The following is a 20,772-nucleotide window of genomic DNA, read 5'->3' as shown; positions in this document are numbered from 1 at the left end:
GCTAGGCCCCCCTCGAGCGCTGCGCAGGGGGTTCATAGCCGGCGTATCGCACGAGGCCTGAATGCCTCTTGGCCGGCAGCACGGTGCCCTGCCCCGGATCGGCGGTCGAGGTCTTGGTGCCGCGGTCGGCCCAAGCCTTGAGGTCTTCGAGCGCGTAGACGACGCGACCACCGATCTTGCGATAGGTCGGACCGGTGCCGTAAGTCCTGTGCTTCTCTAGCGTGCGGCCGGACAGGCCGAGATAGCGCGCAGCTTCGGGCGTTCGGAGAAAGCGCGGCGGCAAGCCGGCGACGGGATCGGGCATTTTGCACCTCCAGGAGAGCCTCGCGCAACGATCGAGCGACGTTGCGTGTCGACGGCCATGATGGAGGCGTAGGAGCGCGAAGGAGGATGCCGAAGACGAGGGGGGTCATGTTCGGCCCCCCCCCCTGCGCGATCCTATTCGTCCTTGCGCCGCGGACGCAGCAGCTGGAGATAGCCGCCGCGAATCAGCGACAATCCGGATTGAACGAGGCGTCTGGTGCGGCTGCGCAGATCGTGCGTTTTCCAGCTACGCGCCGAAATGCGCCCAGCCCCGAACAGAGCGTCGGCGATGGCGCGATAGTTGTTACCCTGCTGCCAAGCGTCGACCGCGCGCAGGGTCAACACGAGGCGCGCGCGCCGCTGCTCCGTCCAGCCGTCCGACGTTGGACCAAGCGGGCGTCCTTTCAGCGCACGCCAGAGACGATCCGCCGCCTCGTGCCGTACCTTGAACTCACGGTCGTAAGGCAGCAGCACCGTGTACGACGCACGCGTCAGCGGCTTCGTCTGCAACCACAGACGATGCTGAACGCCGCCGAGGCTGACGACCACGTGCCAGCCATCCGCCGCCAGCCGGAGCTGGTGTGGCGCCAACGGCGGAAGCTTCAACGTCGGCGTGACGACGGGGAAGCGCTTGTCGAGCTCGGCCAGCGCGAGCACCGTCGACGAGCGTTCGGGCGCCCAGAAGACGATCTGGGCATCAAAGGAGAGCGCGGGGTCAGGTGCGAAATATCAACCCCCAGCGCCTCCGAAACGTCGCTGCATCATCACGATCAGCACGGGTCGTCGCGGAATATTGCGCCCGATAGTTCGGAGACCGGCGGACACACTCCCAAGCCAGGCCTGGACGGTCCGCGCGATGCATGTTCGCGTAGGCCTTGGGTGCGCGCCAATCGAATTCCGACATCGTGCTGTCCTCATCAGGTTAGGACTGCCACGGAATATCCGAATGATGGCGCCATTTCTGATTGCGGTGCTGATTCTTTTAGCGCGTCGGTACTTTGATGCAGGCTGCGCGCTCCACCAACTACACGATTGCTTGAAACGATCGGGTTCCGCATTGGTTGCACAACGTCAGGTCTCGTGAGGACCACGTAGCAAGTGGTTGTAACCCTCCTCCGACATCCACTTCGCACGCGCCAGATGGCTGTCGAATGCGCGCCGGGCCCGCTCGGGTTCCATGACCGGATCGATATGGAGAACGATATGGGCGACCTCTTTCCAATCAGCGCCATCCGCCTCCGCATCGAGCATGCGGAGATACGTCACGATGTGTTCCTCGTCATAGGGCGTCAGGACGGGATCGCTCGGAGCGTGGTCCGCGACATCGGGATCGAGCGGTGGAAAGGACATCGTTCACAAACCTGAAAAGGGCAAACGCGGCGTTCATTTCGGGGGAGCAGAGGCGTGGCGGGAGCCTTACGCTTTCCCGTCGCTGGGCACCATTAGCCAACGGACTCAATCGCTTGGGGGTTCATTGTAGAAAATACTCCGTGGTGAAATACTCGACAAGCCTGTGCTGTCTTGGAGATGAATATCCGAGACATCCTGGCGACCAATCTGAAGCACCTGCGCCGAACGAAAGGTGTGTCGCAGGAGGAGCTTGCGCATCGCGCGGAGATCGACCGGACCTATATCAGCATGATCGAACGAAGCCGCAATGCGGTTTCCATCGACGTGCTCGCTGCTCTTGCTGGTGGTCTCGGGGTCGAGCCGGCGGACCTGTTGAAGCCGCCGCCTCTCTCGGGCGATCAGAAGAAGAAAGCACGCCGTATCCCAAACCGGTAGTGCCAAAGCTTGCCCAAAGTTTGGCGCTGTCATCGATCGTCACGGTTTTTGGCAGTATCACGCCCCGGCTTTCCCGAGGCAGATGGAGTTCGACATCAGTTCTGGACAAGGACTTGGGGACCAAGGCGACGCTCACCCCAGCCATAGCGGCTTCCTTTTCAGCCCACAGGCTGGAATCTATACGGGATGACCGCCCTCACCCGCCGCCGCGATTCCAAGGCGCCAGAGGAGACCTGGCGCATCTACTTCGGCGACATTCAAGCCGGTACGATTGCCAAGAACAAGGGATCGATCGGATCACCGGCTTGGCAGTGGTTCTGCGGCTTTTATCCAGGCAGTCATCCCGGCGAGCAAAGTGTCGGGACGGCGGCATCGTTTGCAGAGGCGCGCTCGGCATTTGAGAGCGCGTGGAGCGCGTTCGTTGCACGTCGATCTCCGGGAGACTTCGACGAGTGGCGTCGACATGAAGCGTTCACGGCCTGGAAATACGCGATGTGGGATGCCGGCTGCCGCCTCCCAACCCAGAATACGTCCGGCAGATCCCGGTGCTTCTGCGGTGCGGAGATAGAACTCAGGACGACCGAGGACCACATCTACTCAACACATATGGACACCTCGCAATGACGAGCGCTGGACCGGACTGAGCCTTAGAATGTGCAACCTCTACAGCATCACCACCAACCAGGCCGCAATCGCGGCACTGTTTCGGGTCGTCCGCCGATATGAAGGTAATCTTCCTCCGATGCCCGGTGTCTTCCCGGACTACCCGGCACCCGTCATTCGCGGCAACGAAGAAGACCGCGAGATGCTGATGATGCGCTGGGGGATGCCGCCGCCTCCACGGACCGGCGGGCCACCCGTGACGAACATCCGCAACACCTCGTCTCCGCATTGGCGGGGCTGGCTGAAGCCCGAGAACCGATGCCTGGTGCCCTTCAACAGCTTTGCGGAATACGCGCCAGAACCGAACCCAGAGACCAAGAAGAAGGATGTGGTCTGGTTCGCCTCGTCTGACGATCGCCCGCTGACCTGCTTCGCCGGCATCTGGACTGAATTCCAGGGCGAACGCGGAACAAAGTCCAAGCCGATCCCGGGCCCGCACTTGGTCTACGGCTTCCTGACAACCGAGCCGAACGCCATTGTTGCTCCCATCCATCCGAAGGCGATGCCGGTCATCCTGACGACGGATGAAGAGCGAGAGGTTTGGCTGCGCGCACCATGGAATGAGGCCAAAGCGCTCCAGCGTGCACTTGAAGATGATGTCCTCAAGATCGTCGCGCGCGGTCCGGCAAAGGAAGACATAGCAGCAGCCTGATGCAATATCGCAGCCCAATTGAGCAATTTTGACCAGACGGCGCTGATGAGCTGCGTTCTTCTTCTCGGTCATGCTTAAGGAGCTTCGCAATGTCGACGGGTGCGCGTTGGACTGAGCTGCTGACATGCCCAAACTGTAGAAACTCCGGCCTTTTGCAGCTTTTCCAACCTAGTGGATCGACATACGAATACCGTGCGGAATCCGTTCCGGACGGCTTCAAGATTGTTCACACCGAATGTGGTGAACTCTACTGGTGTCGCGGTTGCCGCCGGGAAGCCATTCACAGCGACGCGGGCCGACTGCATGCGACAAGCGAGCAGATCAATTAGCATCTGCTCCACTTGCTAAAGATCTTGGATACCGTGCCGGTGCGCAGAACGTTATATGAGCCGCACATTGCCAAGCGCGGTCATTCACTCCGATCTGGTTCGTGGCATCAACTCCTTTACCAAGATGCTCCTTACAAACCCTGCGAACCGAACATTAGATCGAGATCATGCCAGTCGAGTCTCGCCGGCTAAGCTCCCACTTAAACAGCCTCCGCCAAGAATGATCCCTTCAACCATAGCCTATGTAATTGCACACTCGCCGGCGCTGCTGTTCGTTTTCGATATGACCGATCGACTGGGAGCCTCGCGCAAGATGATGCTGTTTCACCTCGAAGCAGCGTCTGCATACGCCGAAGAGCTCGGTGAAACGACGACTCTGCATCTCATTGATCGTACGAGGCGGGAAATCGAGCATCCACCTCCGGCGGAGCAGGCACACGAGCCGAAGCCGCCAACATTGGCGTAAGCCTGTCAAGCTTCACACTTGACGCTGCTCGGCGCGAGGCCCCCGGCTGGAAGGGCGTGGTCCGAGATCGCACCAGCAACAGCCAGAGTCCGACCTTGGCTCCGCCCGGGTCATCCGGGCGGAGCCCTCTGTGGACTCACTCCGCCGTCTTGCGCGGTCGCGACCACAGGAGCGTGTAGCCCTCGCCGCCCTCGTCCTCGAACAGGTTGGCGTAGATCGGGGCGTTGAACGAGGGATCGTCGAGCTTGAGCGAGAGATAGTCGCGTCCCTCCTCGGAGCGGCGCGCCCAGGCAGCTCCGATCTCGACCCGGCCTGCGTAGACGCGGTGGCTGGGCGCGTTCTCGCTGGAGCGGTTGGTCTCGGGGACGATGCGCACGCCCTTGGCCTTGAGGCTCAGGGTGATGATCTCGCCCTGGAAATCGTCGCCGACCTTCTTGAAGGAACCGATGGAAGCCATGTCGTCTCTCCTTGGCTGGTTCGGGCCGCGACCACCGCGGCCTCGATGGCGCATCTCGGGCGAACGGCGATCGACGGCGCACCCGCAGGGCTGGAGCGAAGCGGAGGACGACGCCGGACCACTTTCTTGTCCCGCGAGGAATGGGCGGCTCCGCCCAGGGGAAGAAAGTTGGCCGGCGGCGTTGCGCTCAGGCGATCGAGGCGTAGCCGGTCTTCGGCCAGATCAAGCCATCACGAGGCAAGGTGCGTCGCCGTCCCGATCAGCTTCCAGGAGAGACATGGTGAGCCGCGGCCGCACAAGACGTCCGACGAACTAGGCGTACGATCAGAAGCCGACGGCAAGAAAAGCGCATGTCGATCTTAGCCCCGTGTCCGCGAACCTGCCGTGAGCCGGTCAGCCGATGTCTTGCGCTGGTAAGATCGTTCTGGGGTGGGCCGCAAGCTCCAGTTCGGGGGCTCGCATTCGCTCAACTGAGCACATTCGTGACCCAGAACAATTCCGTCGACCGTTCGAGGCACAGGCGGCTAGACTGCCCAGGTCAGGTTCACAGCCGCAAAGAGTGGAGCGACCGATCGCCGCCCTGCTCGGTCCGCGACGGGCGGGGCAGATCGTGACTGAGCAACTCATGCAGAGCGCATCCACCCGCCAGGAGCGCACCCAACCAACCGATGATCTCGCACCAGAGCGGCGATGGCCCAGCAAGGAAGGCAACACCCAGCGCCGTGTGACGGCCGGCCATTGCTGCCGGGACGAGAAAAGCTGCTGCCACGCAGGCGCGCATCAGCGGGGATCGTGAGGTTACGAACAGAATTCGGCCGACGGTCAGGGTGAGAGCCGCCGCGGTGAGGCCGACCAAAAATGCCCCGGCGATCCCGACGCCTGCACTCAGGACCGCCATGCTGGTGCTGACCGCAACGAAGAACGGGAGAGCGTGAACAGCCAGCTTGAACAGCGCGCGGCACAACAGTCCGACGCTGACCAGTCCAAGGATGAGAGTAATCGCGGGCATGGCGGTGGCCTCCGTGCAAAGCTATGACGGGATGCGCCTTCCACCACCACCGCGGCGCGATCCGAACAATATGCATCCTGATTTGGACAAAGTTGCGGACGGTCGTGCCGATGCTCGAGCGGCGTCCGACGCGTTTTGGGCCCGGCGGAACGTTTAGGAGTCGACGGCGCTCACGCGCCGCCTTTGCCGAAGATCCAGACGGGAATGCCGAGGCGACGGGCCTTGTCGGCGAGGTTGCCTTGAATCCCCGAGCCGGGAAAGACCATCACGCCGATCGGGAGCGTCTCCAGCATGGCGTCGTTGCGCTTGAAGGGTGCGGCCTTGTTGTGCCTCGTCCAGTCGGGCTTGAAGGCGACCTGCGGCACCTTCCGGTTCGCGGCCCATTTGGAGGCAATCAGCTCGGCGCCCTTCGGCGAGCCGCCATGCAAGAGCACCATGTCGGGGTGCTTGGCGTGGACCTTGTCGAGCCGGTCCCAGATGAGCGCGACGTCGTTGAAGTCCGGTCCACCAGTGAGTGCGATCTTCGGACCCTGCGGCAGCATGACCTCGGTCTCGGCGCGTCGCTTGGCGGCGAGGAAGTCGCGGGAGTCGATCATGGCGGCCGTCAGCGTGCGGTGGTTGACCTGCGAGCCGGATCGCGGGCGCCAGGGCGATCGCGTATGCAGTTCGAAGGCCTCCGCGGCAAGGTCGCGAAACAGCTCCATGACGTTGCGGCGCTCGACCAGCGACAGCCCTTCCGACGTCAGCCGCTCGAGCTCGACGGAGCGGACCTCCGAGCCGTTCTGTTCGCGCTGGCTGGTCCGCTGCGCCTGCTCATTGCCGTCGAGCTCGCGCTCGATGCGCATCGTCGCACGGTGGAAAAGGTTGACCGCCGACCACAAGAGATCCTTGAGCTCAGGCTCGAGGCGGGTGTCGGAGAGTGTCGCCACCAGGGCGTCGAAGATGTCGGCGACCGCACCAGTGATGGCCCTGCCCTCCGGGAGCGGCCGTGGATCAGGCTCGTCGTCGAAGGGACGGTAGCCATACAGTTGGAGTTCGGCCAAGGCGTCGTCGGTCGTCGACCGGGTGTCGCGCGGCTCTCGCATCTCGTCGTGGTGGTCGGACATAGGGATCTCGTCTGTGATCTCTGACCGCGCCGATCGCGGCCTTCCATAGCGATCTCCAAGACGGCGGGCGGACCGGACCAGAACCCGCTGATCCCTTCGAGCAGCGGGCCGGAGCGACAGCGGAGGATGGCGGTGCGCGGCTATTTTGTTTCGCGGTGCAAAGGCCCGCGCGCGGGCCGGCGGAAAATAGCTGCGCACCGCCATTGCCGGACCGGACCGCCTGCTGTCCGATCGCCTCTGAAGAAGGCCCCGGCGCGGCTCTCGAGGCTCAGATGAGATCCTCTCGCCCGCCCACGGGTAGCGAGCGCAGAGCGGTACCCCCGACGTAGGACCGACGTTTAGCTAGGCCGAAATCACGTCCAGGGAGCGCGCGGCGTCCTCCGGCGACAGCTGATGGCGCAGCATGTCCCGGAGCTGGGCTTTCCCGAATGCGCGCAGATCTTCGTTGAAATCCCCAAGACGAGGACACAGGGCAATCGCCTCGATGCCGGCGTCCAGCGCTCGTGCCGTCAGGGACTTGGCCGCATTGATCCCGGCAGCGTCAGCATCGACAGCGACATAGAGCCGGCGCAGCGTTGCCGGCGACAGCAGCGTGGCGAGATGGTTGGCCGAGAGTGCTGCGGCAACCGGCAGGGATGGCAACACCGTCCGCAATGACAGCATGGTCTCGATGCCCTCACCAGCCGCCATGACGTCATCAGCGATCCCGAAGCGAACGGCGTGTCCAAGCAGGTCGCCCATTGCCCGTCGCGGCGTCTCGATCGGCGCCTTGCCGAGCCTGCGATCATCAAAGCCATCAGGATCGAGCCAGGTGCGATGGACGCCGGTGATGCAGTCATCGAGATCGGTCACGGCGGCAATCAGGGCCGGCCAAGTCTCGATCGTCGTGGTGTCATCCGGTCGATAGAAGCATTGCGGATGGAACCGGAGTGCCGCAGCCGTGGCAGCAGGTGGATCAATGCCTCGATTGGCCAGATAGGCCTCACCGAGCGTCCCCGTCAGCGGCTGAGACATTGCGAAGAGCCGGCGAGCCGCCTTGATCGGGTCGCGCGAACGCCCGGGAGCTTTGGGCTCGATCGCCGGATCGCGCTGCCAGCGAGGCAGCCGCAAGAACCGCCGCGCCTCCTCGGCAATCTCGCGGAAGCTCCGCAGAGCGCATGTGGTCCCGATGACGTCGAGCAGATCGCCATGCTCGCCGGTCGCGGCATCGGTCCATTTGCCGGCTGGCCCCTTCGAAGAAGCATGCAACCGCACGAACAGCGAGCGGCCGGGCGTATTGTTGATATCCCCTACCAGCCAATAGCACCCCTCCCGCCTGCCGTTGGAGAGATAGTGACGGCACACCGCCTCGGCCTCACGCGCGAGGCGGCGCGCCAGTTCTGACGCGTCGCTTGCCATCACGGTCGCTCCCGCCCACGGACTTGCGCAATCGGAAAGCGCTCCAGAACCTTGGTCAGGACCGCCGCGCCGCTTGCATCGGTGGGCACGAACATCCGCAGCTTCCAGGAGATGATCTCGCCGAACAGCCCATAGACCCTGAGACAATCTCTGAGCCCCTCGGTGAAGCCCGACAGCTCGATCCGATCGACACCCATGACGCGGGCTCGCCGCAGCTGCAGGCCTTCGGCGAGATCGAGCACATAGCCGTCGCGCAGCAGTGCAGCGAACGCCTCTTCAGCTGCGAGCGCCGGTCTCTCCGCCGACATTGCCGTGACCCAACTGAGCGGGACCTTCCGGCCGATGATGCGCTCGCCTGCATCGGTCTGGAGACGGTAGACCCGCGTCGACTCCTGAGGGAGGCGCTTCCAGATCGGCAGCAGGAGCCCGGTGACGAGGTAGATCGTGCTGGTCGTGAACTCTGGGATGGATGCAAGCTCCGCGCTCCAGCCGGCCTTGAACTGCTCGCGATCGGCCTCGACCCAATCATGCTCGGCGAGCTTGGCCAGCGGCAGAGTGCGGCGTCCCATCGGTCCGATCAGTTGGGCTCGTGGCTCGATCTCGCCATCGTCGAGCAGCCAGCTCGGCGCCGGCATTTGGATCGCCGCTCGCCCCGAGCGAACATTGCGTAGCGGAACAGCGCGGCGCTGCAGGAGCCGCTCCAACGCCTCGTTCAGCGGCATCGGCCGATTGCGATCGCGCTGGGTGATCGTGACGAGATGGGTCTCAGCGCCGTTTGCTGGATGGCTGTAGATCGTGCGCCGCTCGGTGACGACGAAGCTCTCGGCTCGCAGCGTCTCCAGGCCAGCATCGTAAGTCCCCGATGCGATGGCACCCTCGATCCGCGCGGCCAGCAGCTGCTCAAATACCGTGAAGAGAATGTTCTGCAGCTCGATCGTCAGCGCGAGCAGCCGGTTGAGGAACGTCGTAATCGGCGGCAGCTCGTCGCGCAGGCCATTCTCATCGGTCAGCTTCAATCCCGTGGCCTGCTCGAAGCGCTGCAGTGAGCAGCTGCCGACCTGGCCGCGCGCCAGAAGCCCATAGAGCTGACGCAGCGCATCGCGTGCGTGCGGGCCTTCGAGGTTGTCCTCAGGGCGGAACAATCCCTGCCCGCCGGTCTGGCGCTGCCCACGGGTGATTGCCCCCAGCGTGTCGAGCCTGCGCGCGATGGTCGACAGAAAGCGCTTCTCGGCCTTCACGTCGGTCGCGATCGGGCGAAACAGCGGCGGTTGTGCCTGGTTGGTGCGGTTGGTCCGCCCAAGCCCCTGGATCGCGGCATCCGCCTTCCAGCCCGGCTCAAGAAGATAATGCACCCGCAGCCGCCTGTTCTTGGCCGAGAGCTCGGCGTGGTAGCTGCGCCCGGTGCCGCCGGCATCCGAGAACACCAGGATGCGCTTCTGGTCATCCATGAACGCCGCGGCCTCGGCGAGGTTTGCAGAGGCCGCTCTCGTCTCGACCGCGAGCCGATCACGGATACGGACGATCCGTCGCGATCGCCCTGTGACCTCGGCCACCATATCGGTGCCGAACCGCTGGACGATCTGATCGAGCGCACCGGGCACCGGAGCAAGCGAGGCAAGATGCTCGATCATCTGGTCGCGGCGCGCGACCGCTTCGCGGCTCTCGACCGGCTGACCATCGCGGTAGACTGGCCGCGACAACAAATTGCCGTCGCCGTCCGTGAACGGCTCGTAGAGCTGGACCGGGAAGGAATGGGCGAGATAGTCCAAGACATATTCGCGGGGCGTGATGTCGACCTGGACGTCGCGCCAGTCCTCGGTCGGGATCTCGGCCAGCCGGCGCTCCATCAGGGCTTCGCCGGTCGAGACGATCTGGATGACTGCGGCATGGCCGGCTTCGAGATCACGCTTGATCGCGTTGATCAGCGTTGGCGTCTTCATCGAGGTCAAGAGGTGCCCGAAGAATCGCTGCTTGGCGGATTCGAAAGCCGAGCGCGCCGCCGACTTGGCCTGCGCGTTCAGCGTGCAGGTAGCGCCGGTGATGTTGGCCGCCCGCATCGCGGCCTCGAGATTGTTGTGAATGACCGCGAACGCCTCCGCATAAGCGTCGTAAATCCTGATCTGCTCGTCCGTGAGCCGGTGCTCGAGCAGCTCGTATTCGATGCCCTCGAAGGACAGCGACCGTGCAGCGTACAAGCCGAGGGCCTTGAGGTCCCTGGCCATCACCTCCATGGCCGCAACCCCGCCCTCCTCGATCGCCGCCACGAAATCCGCCCGCGTCGCAAACGGGAAATCCGCACCGCCCCACAATCCGAGCCGCTGGGCATAGGCCAGATTATGGACGGTGGTCGCGCCTGTTGCTGAGACATAGACGATGCGGGCATTGGGCAGCGCGTGCTGCAATCTCAAGCCGGCGCGGCCCTGCTGCGAAGCCGCCTGCTCGCCCCGATCGCCCTTGTTGCCCGCGGCGTTCTGCATCGCATGGCTCTCGTCGAAGATGATCACGCCATCGAAATCCCGCCCCACCCAGTCGACGATCTGGCGGACGCGGGAAAGCTTTTCGGCCTTCTCGTCGGTTCGTAGCGTGGCGTAGGTCGTAAAAAGGATGGCTTGATCGAGCCGGATCGGCGTGCCCTGGCGGAAGCGCGACAGCGGCGTGACCAGCAACCGCTCCATGCCGAGCGCCGCCCAGTCGCGCTGGGCGTCCTCGATCAGCTTGTCGGACTTGCTGACCCAGATCGCCCGGCGCCGGCCCTTCAGCCAATTGTCGAGCAGGATGCCCGCGACCTGGCGGCCTTTCCCGGCGCCCGTGCCATCGCCGAGGAACCAGCCGCGCCGGAGGCGTACCGCGCCCTCGGTGTCCTCGCTGGCCGCACAAACCTGGTCGAAGGTCTCGTCGACAGTCCAGACACCCGCCAGGAAGCCAGCATGCGCCTCGCCGGCATAGATGATGCTCTCGAGCTGCGCGTCCGACAGCACGCCATCGGTTACGAGCCGGGGCACCACATGCGACCGATAGGTGGGTATGGGCGGAGCGACCGACGCCATAGCGGCGGATTGCACGAGCTTCGTGGGATGCGGCTGCGCTCCCGGGATGCGGATAGACTGCAGCTGATACGCCTCGTATAGCGCGTCAGTCAGGCGGGATCCTTCCGCGGGCACATCATCCATCAGCTCGTAAGCGAGCTCACTGACCGCAGGCTCGGACGACATTGGCGATGGAAAGGAGCAGCTAGATACCAATGCGCGTTGGTCTCTCGGACGGAGACCGGCACGCTGCCCCATCTGCGCAACAAAACGGCCTGCCATGGGCAGCCGCGGCGGTACGAGCGCCGTGATCCAACCAAGCAAGGCCCTCGCGTCAGGCGCCATCCCAGCCGACTGCGGAAAGACACGAGGATCTCGCGGCGGCTGCTTGTCGATCACGAGCATCCGTGTGCTCGTCGTCGTCCCCTGCCGCGCGTAGACAGTGCCATCGATCGCAGCAGAGAAGACGAGGCGGCCCCGCTCCTGCAGACACACGAAAACATCCGTCCAGGTCGGATTGTCCGGCGCAAAGCTGGCGGCTGTGATTGCGACCAGTCGTCCCCCATCTCCGAGCCGAGCGAGCGCCGAAGAGAGATGGCGCAACGTCGTATCGCCCAGAGGGCGATCCACGTTCGCTGTCGCCGAGAACGGCGGGTTCATCAGGACGACGCTTGGGACGCAGGCGGCATCGAGATGATCATCGATCTGCGCGGCATCGAAGCGCGTCACACTCACGCCCGGAAACACCAGATCGAGCAAGGCGGCGCGGCTTGCAGCGAGCTCATTGAGCAGGAGCGCGCCGCCGGCGAGCTCCGCGAAGACAGCCAGGCTCCCCGTCCCTGCCGATGGCTCCAGCACACGATCGGCCGATGTCACTTGCGCCGCTGCGGCCACAGCAAGCGCCAACGGCAACGGCGTCGAGAACTGCTGAAAACTCTGGCTCTCTAGCGAGCGCCTGGTATGGCTCGGCAGAAGGGCTGCGATCTTGGCGACCATCGGCAACATGGCCGACGGCATGCCATGGCTCGCCTTGATCATCGCAGGACCGTACTTGGCCAGGAACAGAACAGAAGCGACCTCGCAGGCCTCGTAGGCCGTCTTCCAATCCCAGCTCCCGTCGGCATCACTGGCGCCAAACGCGGTCTGCATGACCAGGCGCAGGCACCTTGCATCGATGCGCTCGCCACGGGCGAGGATTGGCAGCAGCAGCTCAGCCGCACGAAGGACGGCCTTGGCGCGCGCCAGCAGAGCAAAGGATGCTGTATGGCAGCTCGTCTCGGTGATCATCTCGAGGAACCTCAGAGGAGAGCGGGATGCGGAACAGCACTGCCGAACGCTCTCTCTGGTCCGGCGGCCTTACCCGCACTGCTCCGCCTCTCTCACTCTCGACACGCTCAAACGGACGGTGACCTCAATGAAAAAGCCCGGCCGATCTGGCCGGGCTTCCGTCAACGGTTTCTCCGGGCCCGAGGCGATCCTCCCCCGGCGAGGGTCATTCCGCGGCAACGATCTCCTCGACTTCGTCTGCGCCTTCGCTCGCCTCCTCGTCCTCGCTGAGGAACGCCGGCAGGCTGTCGGCATCGGCGCCTTCGACCGCCGGCCTCATGTCCGCATCGGCGCCACGCAGCGGCTCCGGCAGCCAGCGGCTGCTGTCGAGCAGCCGTTCGGCTTCGCGCGCCATGTCCGGCTTCTTCAAATGCGCGATCAGCTGGACCGAAGCTTCGCCCTTCGCTTCGCGCACCGCCTGCAGGATGCGGTGCTTGGTGACGCGACCGAGGTAATTGTCCACGGTGGGCCTCCAGCCGGCGCTGACCAGATCGAGCCCAACGGCACGCGACAGACGGTCAGCCTGATCGAGGCGGCCGCGGACGCCATGGGCCGACAGGCGGCCTTGATGCACCCGGTTGGCCGGCTCAAAGAGCGCGTTCACGGCCTGCGAGGCGCAATGGGCGAAGAGCTCGGCCTGGGCTGTCGCGTCCATCGCCGTCAACGCTGCCCAGAGGTCCTTGTCGCTGGCCGGCAGTTTCGCCTTCCAGGATGTGTGCCGGGCGCCAATCGCCTTGGCCGGGGCGCTGTCCTGCAAGCCGGGCGGCTGCGCCGGGAAGCTCGGCGTACGCAGCGAGATATCCAGGCAATTGAGCGTCGAACCGAACGGATAGAATGTCGCCAGCACGAAGCTGTGCAACACCGCCTGGAACGCGATCGAGGGCTCTCGGCCGAGCGCATCGCGAAGGGCGAGCGTGCGATAGGCTGAGAGCTCGCTGATCAACCGGTCGGGCAATGGGCGCTCGACATCCTCCCCGTCCTCATTAGACCCATCCTGCTCGCCGTTGCCGATGACGATCGTCGGCGCCGGTCCCCTGCCCGCCACGTTAGGAACGCCGGTCCCGTGATCGCCGTCGGCACCAGCTTCGGCATTCGGCTCGTCGCTGGTCGCCGTGACCTCATCCTCTGGACGGACGAAGCCACGGGCGACGCGGAGGCCACCCTCGGAGTCGATGCTGACGAACGCGCCGGCCCGCGCCATCTCGGCTGCATCGTAGATCATCGGCCGATCATCGAACGACTGCAGCGCAGCCTCGATCTCACCGAGACGCCGATCGACGTTCTCAGGCAACTCGTCGGCCTGGCCATAGTCAGCCTCGAGTTTGGCCTGCTCGGTCCGCAGCGCTTCGATGGCCGCCTGCTCATCGGCGGTGAGTTCGGCCGGCTCTCCGTTACACTCGCGCAGGCTATGCGTATGTCCGAACGGGAAATCGACGGCGGCTGCGATCCACTTCCAGCCCTCGGCGCCGATCCGCTCCGCTTCGGTCTGCAGCTTTTCCGCCACGAGCCGGTCGAGCAGCGCGACATCCTGCAGCCATCCACCGTCATCGGCCTCGAACAGATCCCGCAGCACGACCCCGCCCGCTGCCTCGTAGGCGGAAAGTCCGACGAACTGCGCCCTGCGGTCGGACGCTCGCACCGTCTGCTCCGTAAGCTGACGGCGGATCTGGTAGGGCGCATCGCACCCGGAGCGGCTGACCTTGTCCAAAACCTCCTGTTGGCGCGCATGATCCGCCGTCACCGTAAACGCCATCAACTGCTCGAGCGTCATGCCGTCGGCGGCGTAGACATCGAGCAGCGCAGGCGAGACGGCAGCCAGCCGCAAGCGCTGCTTGACGATCGCAACCGTCACGAAATGCCTCGCCGCGATCTCCTCCTCGCCCATGCCGCTGTCACGCAACGCCTGGAACGCGCGGAATTGATCGAGGGGATGCAGCGCTTAGGTTATGCGTCAAGTGTCCTGTTAGCTGGATGACGTTGATTCTTTAGTCTTCTTGGCTGCGCCTTGCGTTTTGGGTGTCTCTTTGGCACTGAAGCGCAGCCGGTTGGTGTCAATCACGATGGCTTTCTCGACGGAAGCGATAGTCGTCCTTTGATGCGTGTAGTGCTTTGGCGATAGCCTTGTTGATGTCGTCGAGATTGCAGGACTCCGGGTGGAACTTGCGGCCAGCCCATCGTTGCATCGCTTTATGTTCTTCATGGTCGGGGTCGAGCCAGGCCTCGAGGAAGTCGGCATAGCCTGAAGGCCCACCAGCGTCTTCGGGGGGTCCTGAGCGTGCGGCGGCGATACAGCGAGGATATTGGGCACTCTCCTCGCGCGCGACGCGCTCCAAGCGCAGCAGATGACGCCAATTGTCGCCGAAGTCGTATTCGTAGAGGATCGCGAGAGGGTTTTCGCTGGGATCGTCGGGAAAGTGAAGGTCGATCATCCTGACCTCGGTCGCCTCGAAGATCCTGCTGTCGGACAGACCGTCGTCATCGAACTCTGGAGCTCCGTAGATGAGACCGCCAATATTGAACTGATGCAGATGGCTGTCGGTCCAGCCAAAGGCGGCCTGCAGCACCTCGTGGAGTTGGGCTAGGTTGAGAGTGATTGGCAGTTCGAGGATGCGGCTGATCTTGGGCTCGATGCCGAGGATATGAACCTCGGCGCGCACAATGAAGCTGTCTGGATCGAAGGGGTCAAGCATGCCGCAGATCATGCCGCGCATGATTGTCGCAGGCAATAGATGGGGCGACGATTGTCCTTCGGCGACCGCACCGACACAAACCGGCAGTCGTAGACGACGTCAGGATTTTGGCCCGCGAGTGAGCGGCACTGGTTTCACGGCGCGATCGCGTTCGGCGATCAGGCGGGCATTATGACGCTTCTGCCGCTCAACCTCCGTTTCGGCGTCGAGGATGCGCTTCAGCAGGACGGCATTTTCCGTCACCATACGCCGCTCCTCGATCTGCAAGACCTGGATCAGAGCGCGCTGCTGGGCGAGTTTGTCTTCCCAGGCTGCGAGCTTCTCGGGAACGACCTTGCGATCACTGGCGCGGCGTAATTCGTCGATGATCGATCGATGATTGGCGTAGATCGCATTGCGGCCGACGCGCGCTTCGCGTGCGAGCGTCGCGACGGTCAGGCGGTAGGATCGCTTTTGCAGGTCCGGGTGTGTGGGCAGCCCCTTCACCAGCCGCTCCAGAGCATCCCGCAGCTTGCAGTGGGTGTTGCGCAGGCGCTTTTCGGCAGGCGTGAGGGCCGGCATTTTGCTGGTCTTACGCGCCATGGCGAACATCCTTTGCATGGTCGAGTTCACCAAGGATGCGATCGCATTCGGCAATCCGGGTTTCGGCGAGTTGCCGGCTGACCGGGTCCAGGCCGGGATGGCCGAGAAGATCCGTATTGCGATCGCGGCGGGCCTGCCAGACAGGCCTGTGCCTGGCGGTGACGGCGAAGTTGGCGCAGGCGAGACACGTACTTTCGGTCCTCAGAACGGGGTTGGGGCCTTTCTCATCGCCGAAGCAGGCAGCCGTTTCGACGCGGTAGACGCAATAGCCCCAATCGCAGACGCCGAGCCGCAGATCAGTCTCCTCCATCAGGAAGGAGACATAGGCCTGGACATCGCCGTCGCGCGTGCGCCCGCGGAACTGGGAGCGGGCGGCGATCATCCGTCCGCCCTTGCCCGCGAGGGCGGTTGCCGTCAGCACTTCTTCGAGAGCGGCGCGGGTTTCTTCCCGGGCATGCCGGTCGATCAGGTCGTCGAGCGCGAAGTCGGTCCCGACGTAGCCGCGATCAGTCATGGCCCGGGTCACATGACCGAAGTGGGCCTGAAGCGCATACAGGCCGGTCCGGTCGCGTTTGCCGACGAAGCGGGCAAACGTCTTGCGGCCCTGATGCGTGTTCAGATGCCAGGGCTCGCCCTCGTGGTCCGGCAGGCCGATGAACAGCGCAAACAGATCATTCAGCCGCCTTATGATCGTGGAGCCGACGGGGAGGTTGATGCGGGCCGCAGGACCAATAAGGCCGTTGCTAGCCATCGCCAGAAAGAGATCGTCTCGTCCGCTTTGGGCCCGAAGACGGGCGGTCAGCCGCTCCATGACTACGACAGCCCGCTCGACGGGTGCCGGCGCAACCCAGCGATGGGCTTCGCCATCGATGCCACGCGCCGTCTTGTAAATCCGCCCGACGAGATAGGCGAAGCTCTCGCTGCCGTCGTCGGCAGGATGCTGCTCGATGCAGCCGACCTGAAGGCCGAGGATCTCCGAGATCCGGGCGCCGACCAGATAGCTGACCACCACAAAGCAGGCGTCGTAAATGCGATCGGCGAGATTGCGCACCTGCTTGGTGCTGGTGACGGGCGCTTCATGCCAGGCAGTTTCCTCACCAGGCAGTGTCGCGAAGGTGAACGGCGCGATCGCGTCAGTCACGATGAAGCCGGCCTTGGTCTGGCTGATCCCGTTAGCGAGCGCATGGTCATAGACGGACTGCGCCTGGGCCTGCAGAGCGATGACGTCGTCGGCCGGCGTCCCGATCAGCCGCAGCGCCGCCGAGACCAGGGGCACGGCGATCGCGTCCGGCGTATAAGGCAGCCACCCCCGGTCGCGGCGAACGAACGGCGGCGCGATCCCCGGGAATGGATCGGCGATTGCGATCTCCGGGAACTTTGCTCCCTGCAGATAAAGGCGCGTCAGCAGATTGGCATGGTTTCCCAGTGTCGTGCTCTTCAGCGTACTGCCAGGCTTGTGGCCCGGACGCTGCGCCATCACCGTCATGAACCGGTCGCAGGCGTCGCGGTCGAGATCGGCAAAGCACCGATATCCCTGCGCCGCCATCCAGCGGATCAGCATCCGCAACCTATTGAAGACGGAGACGATCGTCGATTCATGAGCGTTGCGGTACCCAGGAGGCGGATCGAGCTTCAGACTCCATAGGAACAGCTTCGCCGCCTCTCGCCAGTCAGCCCATCGCGGATCACTGAACCGGCTGTCGTCAGCAAGAACAAAACCCCAGTCGAGCGAGAAGTCGCTGCGGTTGCTGCCAGGACGATGACCGTCGAGATGCCAGACCTGATCGGACCATACGGACCGCGCCGATATCCGAAGCGCCGGCCTGACGGCGGCGACAAGATTGCGCGCCGTGGAAGCCGTCATCGCTCACTCCAGCGCCGGAAGCCGTGCGAGAGCCAGCATTCGTTGTTCGGCATCACCTCGCAGTGTTTGCGGGAAGTCCGGCAGGATGTCGTCGACCAAGATGCGCAGGCTCGGCGCATACAGGAGCTCGAAGCGGCGCGGATCAATGCGTTCACGCGCGCGCTCCAGTTCGCCGATCGCCTGAAGGATGCGCGCCATGTGCTCCGCATCGATCGGGATGACCAGTCCCGGGCAGCGCAGGCATCCGCCGAAGTGCCGGCAGACCCGACCTGCTATCGAGTCTGGTGCTGTGCCCGCGAGCGGGTTGAGGCAATCATGACTGAACGGAACCGTCGCATTGCTCGCCAGCGCAATCCGGTCGCGCTGCGCCCGATTCTCGCAGTTCGCCTTCGCGCCGACGATCCAGCCGAGCATCAGCTCCTGCAATCGGGCGATTGTCTCGCGCTGGATGCGGCGCGTCTGCGGCCCCTTGATGTAAAGCTCGGTCGTGTCGGCGCGGGCATGGTTGAGCACATCCTGTGTCGCGACGATGTCGCCGCCAGACGCCTTGTAATATTCGGTGGCGACGCTGCCGCGCAGCAGAACGGCGGCAAAGTCCGGCAAGAGCTGACGTGCCCGCTCCGGTGCAGCCTTGTTCCAGATGGCGATCCGGGCATTGGAGCGTTTGATGAACGGCTTCAGGGCGTGCGACAAGGTCGCCTCCGCAATGAGCGTGACCGCGTCCTTCTTCTCGCTCTTGACCAGGAACAGGCGATTGCGGTCCTGCCGGCTGGCCCGGGAGACGAGCGGCGCCGTCATCGCCAGCAACCGGTCGATCAGGTTCGGCGCAGCATGTCGCCGACGGCGATCGAAGGACCGCCGCTGCGCTCGCTTCACCTTGGCACCGGCCCGGGGCTTGGCCCATTCGACGATGATGCGATGCTCGTCGAGCGGATGCGCCACTTGGCAATCGCGCGTTATCAGCCGCAGCGCATCCGGATTGCCCGCCGTTTGGATCGCAATGGCGATGAAGAACGCGACGACCGTTTCGCCGGTCAAGTGAAGATAACCGCCAAGATGACGAAGCCCGCCATGGCGGCTGACCGCCGATATGTTGACCTGGCTGCGGATCGCAAGCGTCCGCGATGGAAGCACCCCGTCATTCACCCGAGCAAGCGCCCGGACCATGTCGCAAAGCTCGGGATCGACGCCATCAGCCGGGCCGCTCGTCGCGAGGATGGTCCGCCCCGTGTCGAAGCGATCCCACGCCTCGTCGAGTTCTTCATAGCACGCGCGTAGGATCGCCTTGAGATCCTCCCCGCCAAGACGCGGTCGGGTGTCGGCAGTCCGGTTCGGCCAGACCCGCCAGGGGAAGTCGATCCGGGACGGCAGCCGCGACGGATGCCGGCGCTTCGTCCAGTCGATCATCTGGCGAAGCTGCATCAGCACATTCGCCCGCGCCCCCTTTGACCAGGGCTTGTTCGTCTGTCCCGCGATCTGTCGATCCAGCCAGGCGATATAGCGCCCGACCATTGCGGTGGTCAGATCCCCGGCAGAAAGAACATGCCCGTCCTCGACCGCAAAACGGGCGAAGACACGCAGTGCCATCCAGCAATGACGGTGCGTTTCGGAGCTCGATGCGGCATGATGATTGCGGAAGGCGTCCGCCAGAAGCATCGTAACGTCTGTCGGCAACCCAAGCTTGCCGAGATCGTAGCGCTTTGCGACCTCGCCCCAACCGTCGCGGAAGACGGCAATGGCATCGGCCGGCTGCTCCAGCACCTTCGCTGACGCAGCCGATAGACGCCGGTCGATACGCTCACGCTTACCGGCCATCGGGGATCAACTCGCCATAGAGATAGTCGATGCTGTCGGCGAGTTCCCGGGCATTGAGCTCGACGCAGCGCAGGTAGATCGCCGTGCTCTGGATCGAACTGTGCCCCAGCAAGACCTGGACGATCTTCAGCGGATTGAGGTCAGGCGTGATCGATGCCTGTCGCTGTAATCGCACCAGCATCGTCATCGCAAAGGTATGGCGCAACCAATGCAATGAACCCGCCACACCGGCAGCCCGGAAGGCTTCCGCAAACACCGCAGTCAATCGCGTCTTGCTGACGGCATTCCCCTGAAGATTGAGGAAGAGCGCCGATGGCGACCGATAATTTGACCGTTGGCGACGCAACGCCCGTACCTGCGGCGTGCGCACTTCGTCGATATAGCGCTGCGTGCGGTCAACCAAGCGGATCGGCGGGTAGATCGTGCGAGGCTTGTCGCCCTTGGTGATCGTCAAGGGCACGCCGACTAGCGGATGATCCTCGTCATCAAGATGTGCTGTCTCCGGGACCTGGAAGACAGCCAAGCCGCAAAGCTCCTTGCGCCGCAATCCCGTCGCCAGCGCCCATTCCGCCATCAGGCGGTAGGGCATCTCCAACAGGGCGAAGACCCGACGCAACTGATCGACCCGCAACGGTCGCGGCAAGCGCTCATGCTCGGCAACAGTCAGGATGTTTGCCGCCACGACACCGGGACGCGCATCGACATGCGCAAGGAACGCTTGTCGCCGACCAGAGCCCACCCGCACGTCGACAAAGTGGAACGGCAAGGCCTCGATCCAGCCGCGTCCCTGCGCCCAGGCATAAAACCGGCAGACCGTGCGAACCCGATCATTCACCGTCGACCGCGCGTATGGCCGCTTCGTATGCGGGCTCGGCTGTGAGAGCATGCGGTTGCGCCAGGCCGCAATCTCCGCCTCGCCGACCCCGCGCCAATTGAGCCCGGATTGCTCCAGGCTGTCGAACCAGTCATGCAGGTGCTCGCCGTAGGTCCGAATCGTTTCAGCCGCATGGCTGCGGCCCGGTATGGTCGCCAACTCCATCAGCCAGGCAAACGCCGGCTCGATGATCGCCATCCGCTCCGACACCAGAATCGGAAAGCCTGCCGGGATTGCGGCATAGCCCATCGCCGCCTTGATGATCCGCGCCATACTGTCCTCTTTGGTCCTCGCCGTCCGAAACGGCAAAAGACGCCGAGCTCGGCGCAACTCCCTGTACAGCAACAAAGAAGACAGCTTCCCGAACCAGCTGTTATTAAGCGGAGCGCCTGCGGCGCACTCTTTTGTTTAGAATGCGAGGGGTTCC

18 protein-coding genes are annotated in these 20,772 nt (G+C 64.0%); 3 read left to right on the top strand and 15 right to left on the bottom strand.

The genetic code is table 11. The features are described from left to right. Window position 1: 1 nt before the first annotated feature. The 4 genes from BBTA_RS15660 to BBTA_RS15645 all read right to left on the bottom strand — a co-directional run bounded on the left by BBTA_RS15660 (window position 2) and on the right by BBTA_RS15645 (window position 1,653). Window positions 2–304, bottom strand: coding sequence for an AlpA family transcriptional regulator (locus BBTA_RS15660; RefSeq protein WP_012043460.1), 303 nt, complete (start codon window positions 302–304; stop codon window positions 2–4). Between the two features lie 134 nt (window positions 305–438). Next, on the bottom strand, window positions 439–960 hold the full coding sequence (locus tag BBTA_RS15650) for a DUF2285 domain-containing protein (protein ID WP_012043459.1): 522 nt from the start codon (window positions 958–960) through the stop codon (window positions 439–441). Window positions 961–1,018: 58 nt separating this feature from the next. After that, a complete protein-coding gene (locus tag BBTA_RS41325; RefSeq protein ID WP_012043458.1) occupies window positions 1,019–1,207 on the bottom strand; it encodes a transcriptional regulator domain-containing protein in 189 nt (62 codons plus the stop codon). Between the two features lie 167 nt (window positions 1,208–1,374). Next, the gene (locus BBTA_RS15645; RefSeq protein WP_012043457.1) at window positions 1,375–1,653 is read right to left on the bottom strand and encodes a DNA -binding domain-containing protein; all 279 of its coding nucleotides are present in this window, start codon (window positions 1,651–1,653) and stop codon (window positions 1,375–1,377) included. A gap of 177 nt (window positions 1,654–1,830) precedes the next feature. On the opposite strand from BBTA_RS15645, the gene BBTA_RS15640 reads away from it, so the two are divergent. From BBTA_RS15640 to BBTA_RS15630, 3 genes are all read left to right on the top strand, one after another. Then, the gene (locus tag BBTA_RS15640) at window positions 1,831–2,088 is read left to right on the top strand and encodes a helix-turn-helix domain-containing protein (RefSeq protein ID WP_041750670.1); all 258 of its coding nucleotides are present in this window, start codon (window positions 1,831–1,833) and stop codon (window positions 2,086–2,088) included. A 186-nt stretch (window positions 2,089–2,274) separates the two neighbouring features. Next, a complete protein-coding gene (locus BBTA_RS15635; RefSeq protein ID WP_012043455.1) occupies window positions 2,275–2,712 on the top strand; it encodes a hypothetical protein in 438 nt (145 codons plus the stop codon). Between the two features lie 28 nt (window positions 2,713–2,740). Continuing rightward, entirely contained in the window at window positions 2,741–3,403 is a 663-nt protein-coding gene (locus BBTA_RS15630; protein ID WP_012043454.1) for an SOS response-associated peptidase, read from the top strand. A 931-nt stretch (window positions 3,404–4,334) separates the two neighbouring features. Here the strand turns inward: BBTA_RS15630 and BBTA_RS15620 are convergent. From BBTA_RS15620 to BBTA_RS15570, 11 genes are all read right to left on the bottom strand, one after another. Continuing rightward, window positions 4,335–4,655: a DUF736 domain-containing protein gene (locus tag BBTA_RS15620; protein WP_012043452.1), complete on the bottom strand. Its 321-nt coding sequence runs from the start codon at window positions 4,653–4,655 to the stop codon at window positions 4,335–4,337. Window positions 4,656–5,199: 544 nt separating this feature from the next. After that, window positions 5,200–5,664 (bottom strand): hypothetical protein, encoded by a 465-nt coding sequence (locus BBTA_RS15615; RefSeq protein WP_012043451.1) that lies wholly within the window; start codon window positions 5,662–5,664, stop codon window positions 5,200–5,202. Window positions 5,665–5,834: 170 nt separating this feature from the next. After that, complete coding sequence (locus BBTA_RS15610; RefSeq protein ID WP_041750669.1) at window positions 5,835–6,770, bottom strand: DUF2493 domain-containing protein; 936 nt, start codon at window positions 6,768–6,770, stop codon at window positions 5,835–5,837. A gap of 342 nt (window positions 6,771–7,112) precedes the next feature. After that, a complete protein-coding gene (locus tag BBTA_RS15605; protein WP_012043449.1) occupies window positions 7,113–8,168 on the bottom strand; it encodes a toprim domain-containing protein in 1,056 nt (351 codons plus the stop codon). After that, on the bottom strand, window positions 8,168–12,481 hold the full coding sequence (locus tag BBTA_RS15600) for a strawberry notch family protein (RefSeq protein ID WP_012043448.1): 4,314 nt from the start codon (window positions 12,479–12,481) through the stop codon (window positions 8,168–8,170). The genes BBTA_RS15605 and BBTA_RS15600 overlap by 1 nt, the downstream gene beginning before the upstream one ends. Before the next feature lie 205 nt (window positions 12,482–12,686). After that, window positions 12,687–14,405 carry a chromosome partitioning protein ParB gene (locus BBTA_RS15595; RefSeq protein WP_244424431.1) on the bottom strand — a complete coding sequence of 573 codons (1,719 nt, stop codon included), beginning with the start codon at window positions 14,403–14,405 and terminating at the stop codon, window positions 12,687–12,689. A gap of 166 nt (window positions 14,406–14,571) precedes the next feature. After that, window positions 14,572–15,222: a plasmid pRiA4b ORF-3 family protein gene (locus tag BBTA_RS15590; protein WP_041751295.1), complete on the bottom strand. Its 651-nt coding sequence runs from the start codon at window positions 15,220–15,222 to the stop codon at window positions 14,572–14,574. 87 nt (window positions 15,223–15,309) lie between these two features. Continuing rightward, window positions 15,310–15,822 carry a hypothetical protein gene (locus BBTA_RS15585; protein ID WP_244424522.1) on the bottom strand — a complete coding sequence of 171 codons (513 nt, stop codon included), beginning with the start codon at window positions 15,820–15,822 and terminating at the stop codon, window positions 15,310–15,312. Continuing rightward, on the bottom strand, window positions 15,782–17,656 hold the full coding sequence (locus BBTA_RS15580; RefSeq protein ID WP_011931089.1) for an integrase: 1,875 nt from the start codon (window positions 17,654–17,656) through the stop codon (window positions 15,782–15,784). Before BBTA_RS15580 ends, BBTA_RS15585 begins: the two co-directional genes overlap by 41 nt. Before the next feature lie 3 nt (window positions 17,657–17,659). Beyond that, window positions 17,660–19,471 (bottom strand): hypothetical protein, encoded by a 1,812-nt coding sequence (locus tag BBTA_RS15575; RefSeq protein ID WP_011931088.1) that lies wholly within the window; start codon window positions 19,469–19,471, stop codon window positions 17,660–17,662. Then, window positions 19,461–20,618, bottom strand: coding sequence for a tyrosine-type recombinase/integrase (locus BBTA_RS15570; RefSeq protein WP_011931087.1), 1,158 nt, complete (start codon window positions 20,616–20,618; stop codon window positions 19,461–19,463). The genes BBTA_RS15575 and BBTA_RS15570 overlap by 11 nt, the downstream gene beginning before the upstream one ends. Window positions 20,619–20,772 lie beyond the last annotated feature (154 nt).

Source organism: Bradyrhizobium sp. BTAi1, assembly GCF_000015165.1.
Taxonomy (GTDB): domain Bacteria; phylum Pseudomonadota; class Alphaproteobacteria; order Rhizobiales; family Xanthobacteraceae; genus Bradyrhizobium; species Bradyrhizobium denitrificans.
This window is presented reverse-complemented; position numbering and strand designations above follow the sequence as displayed.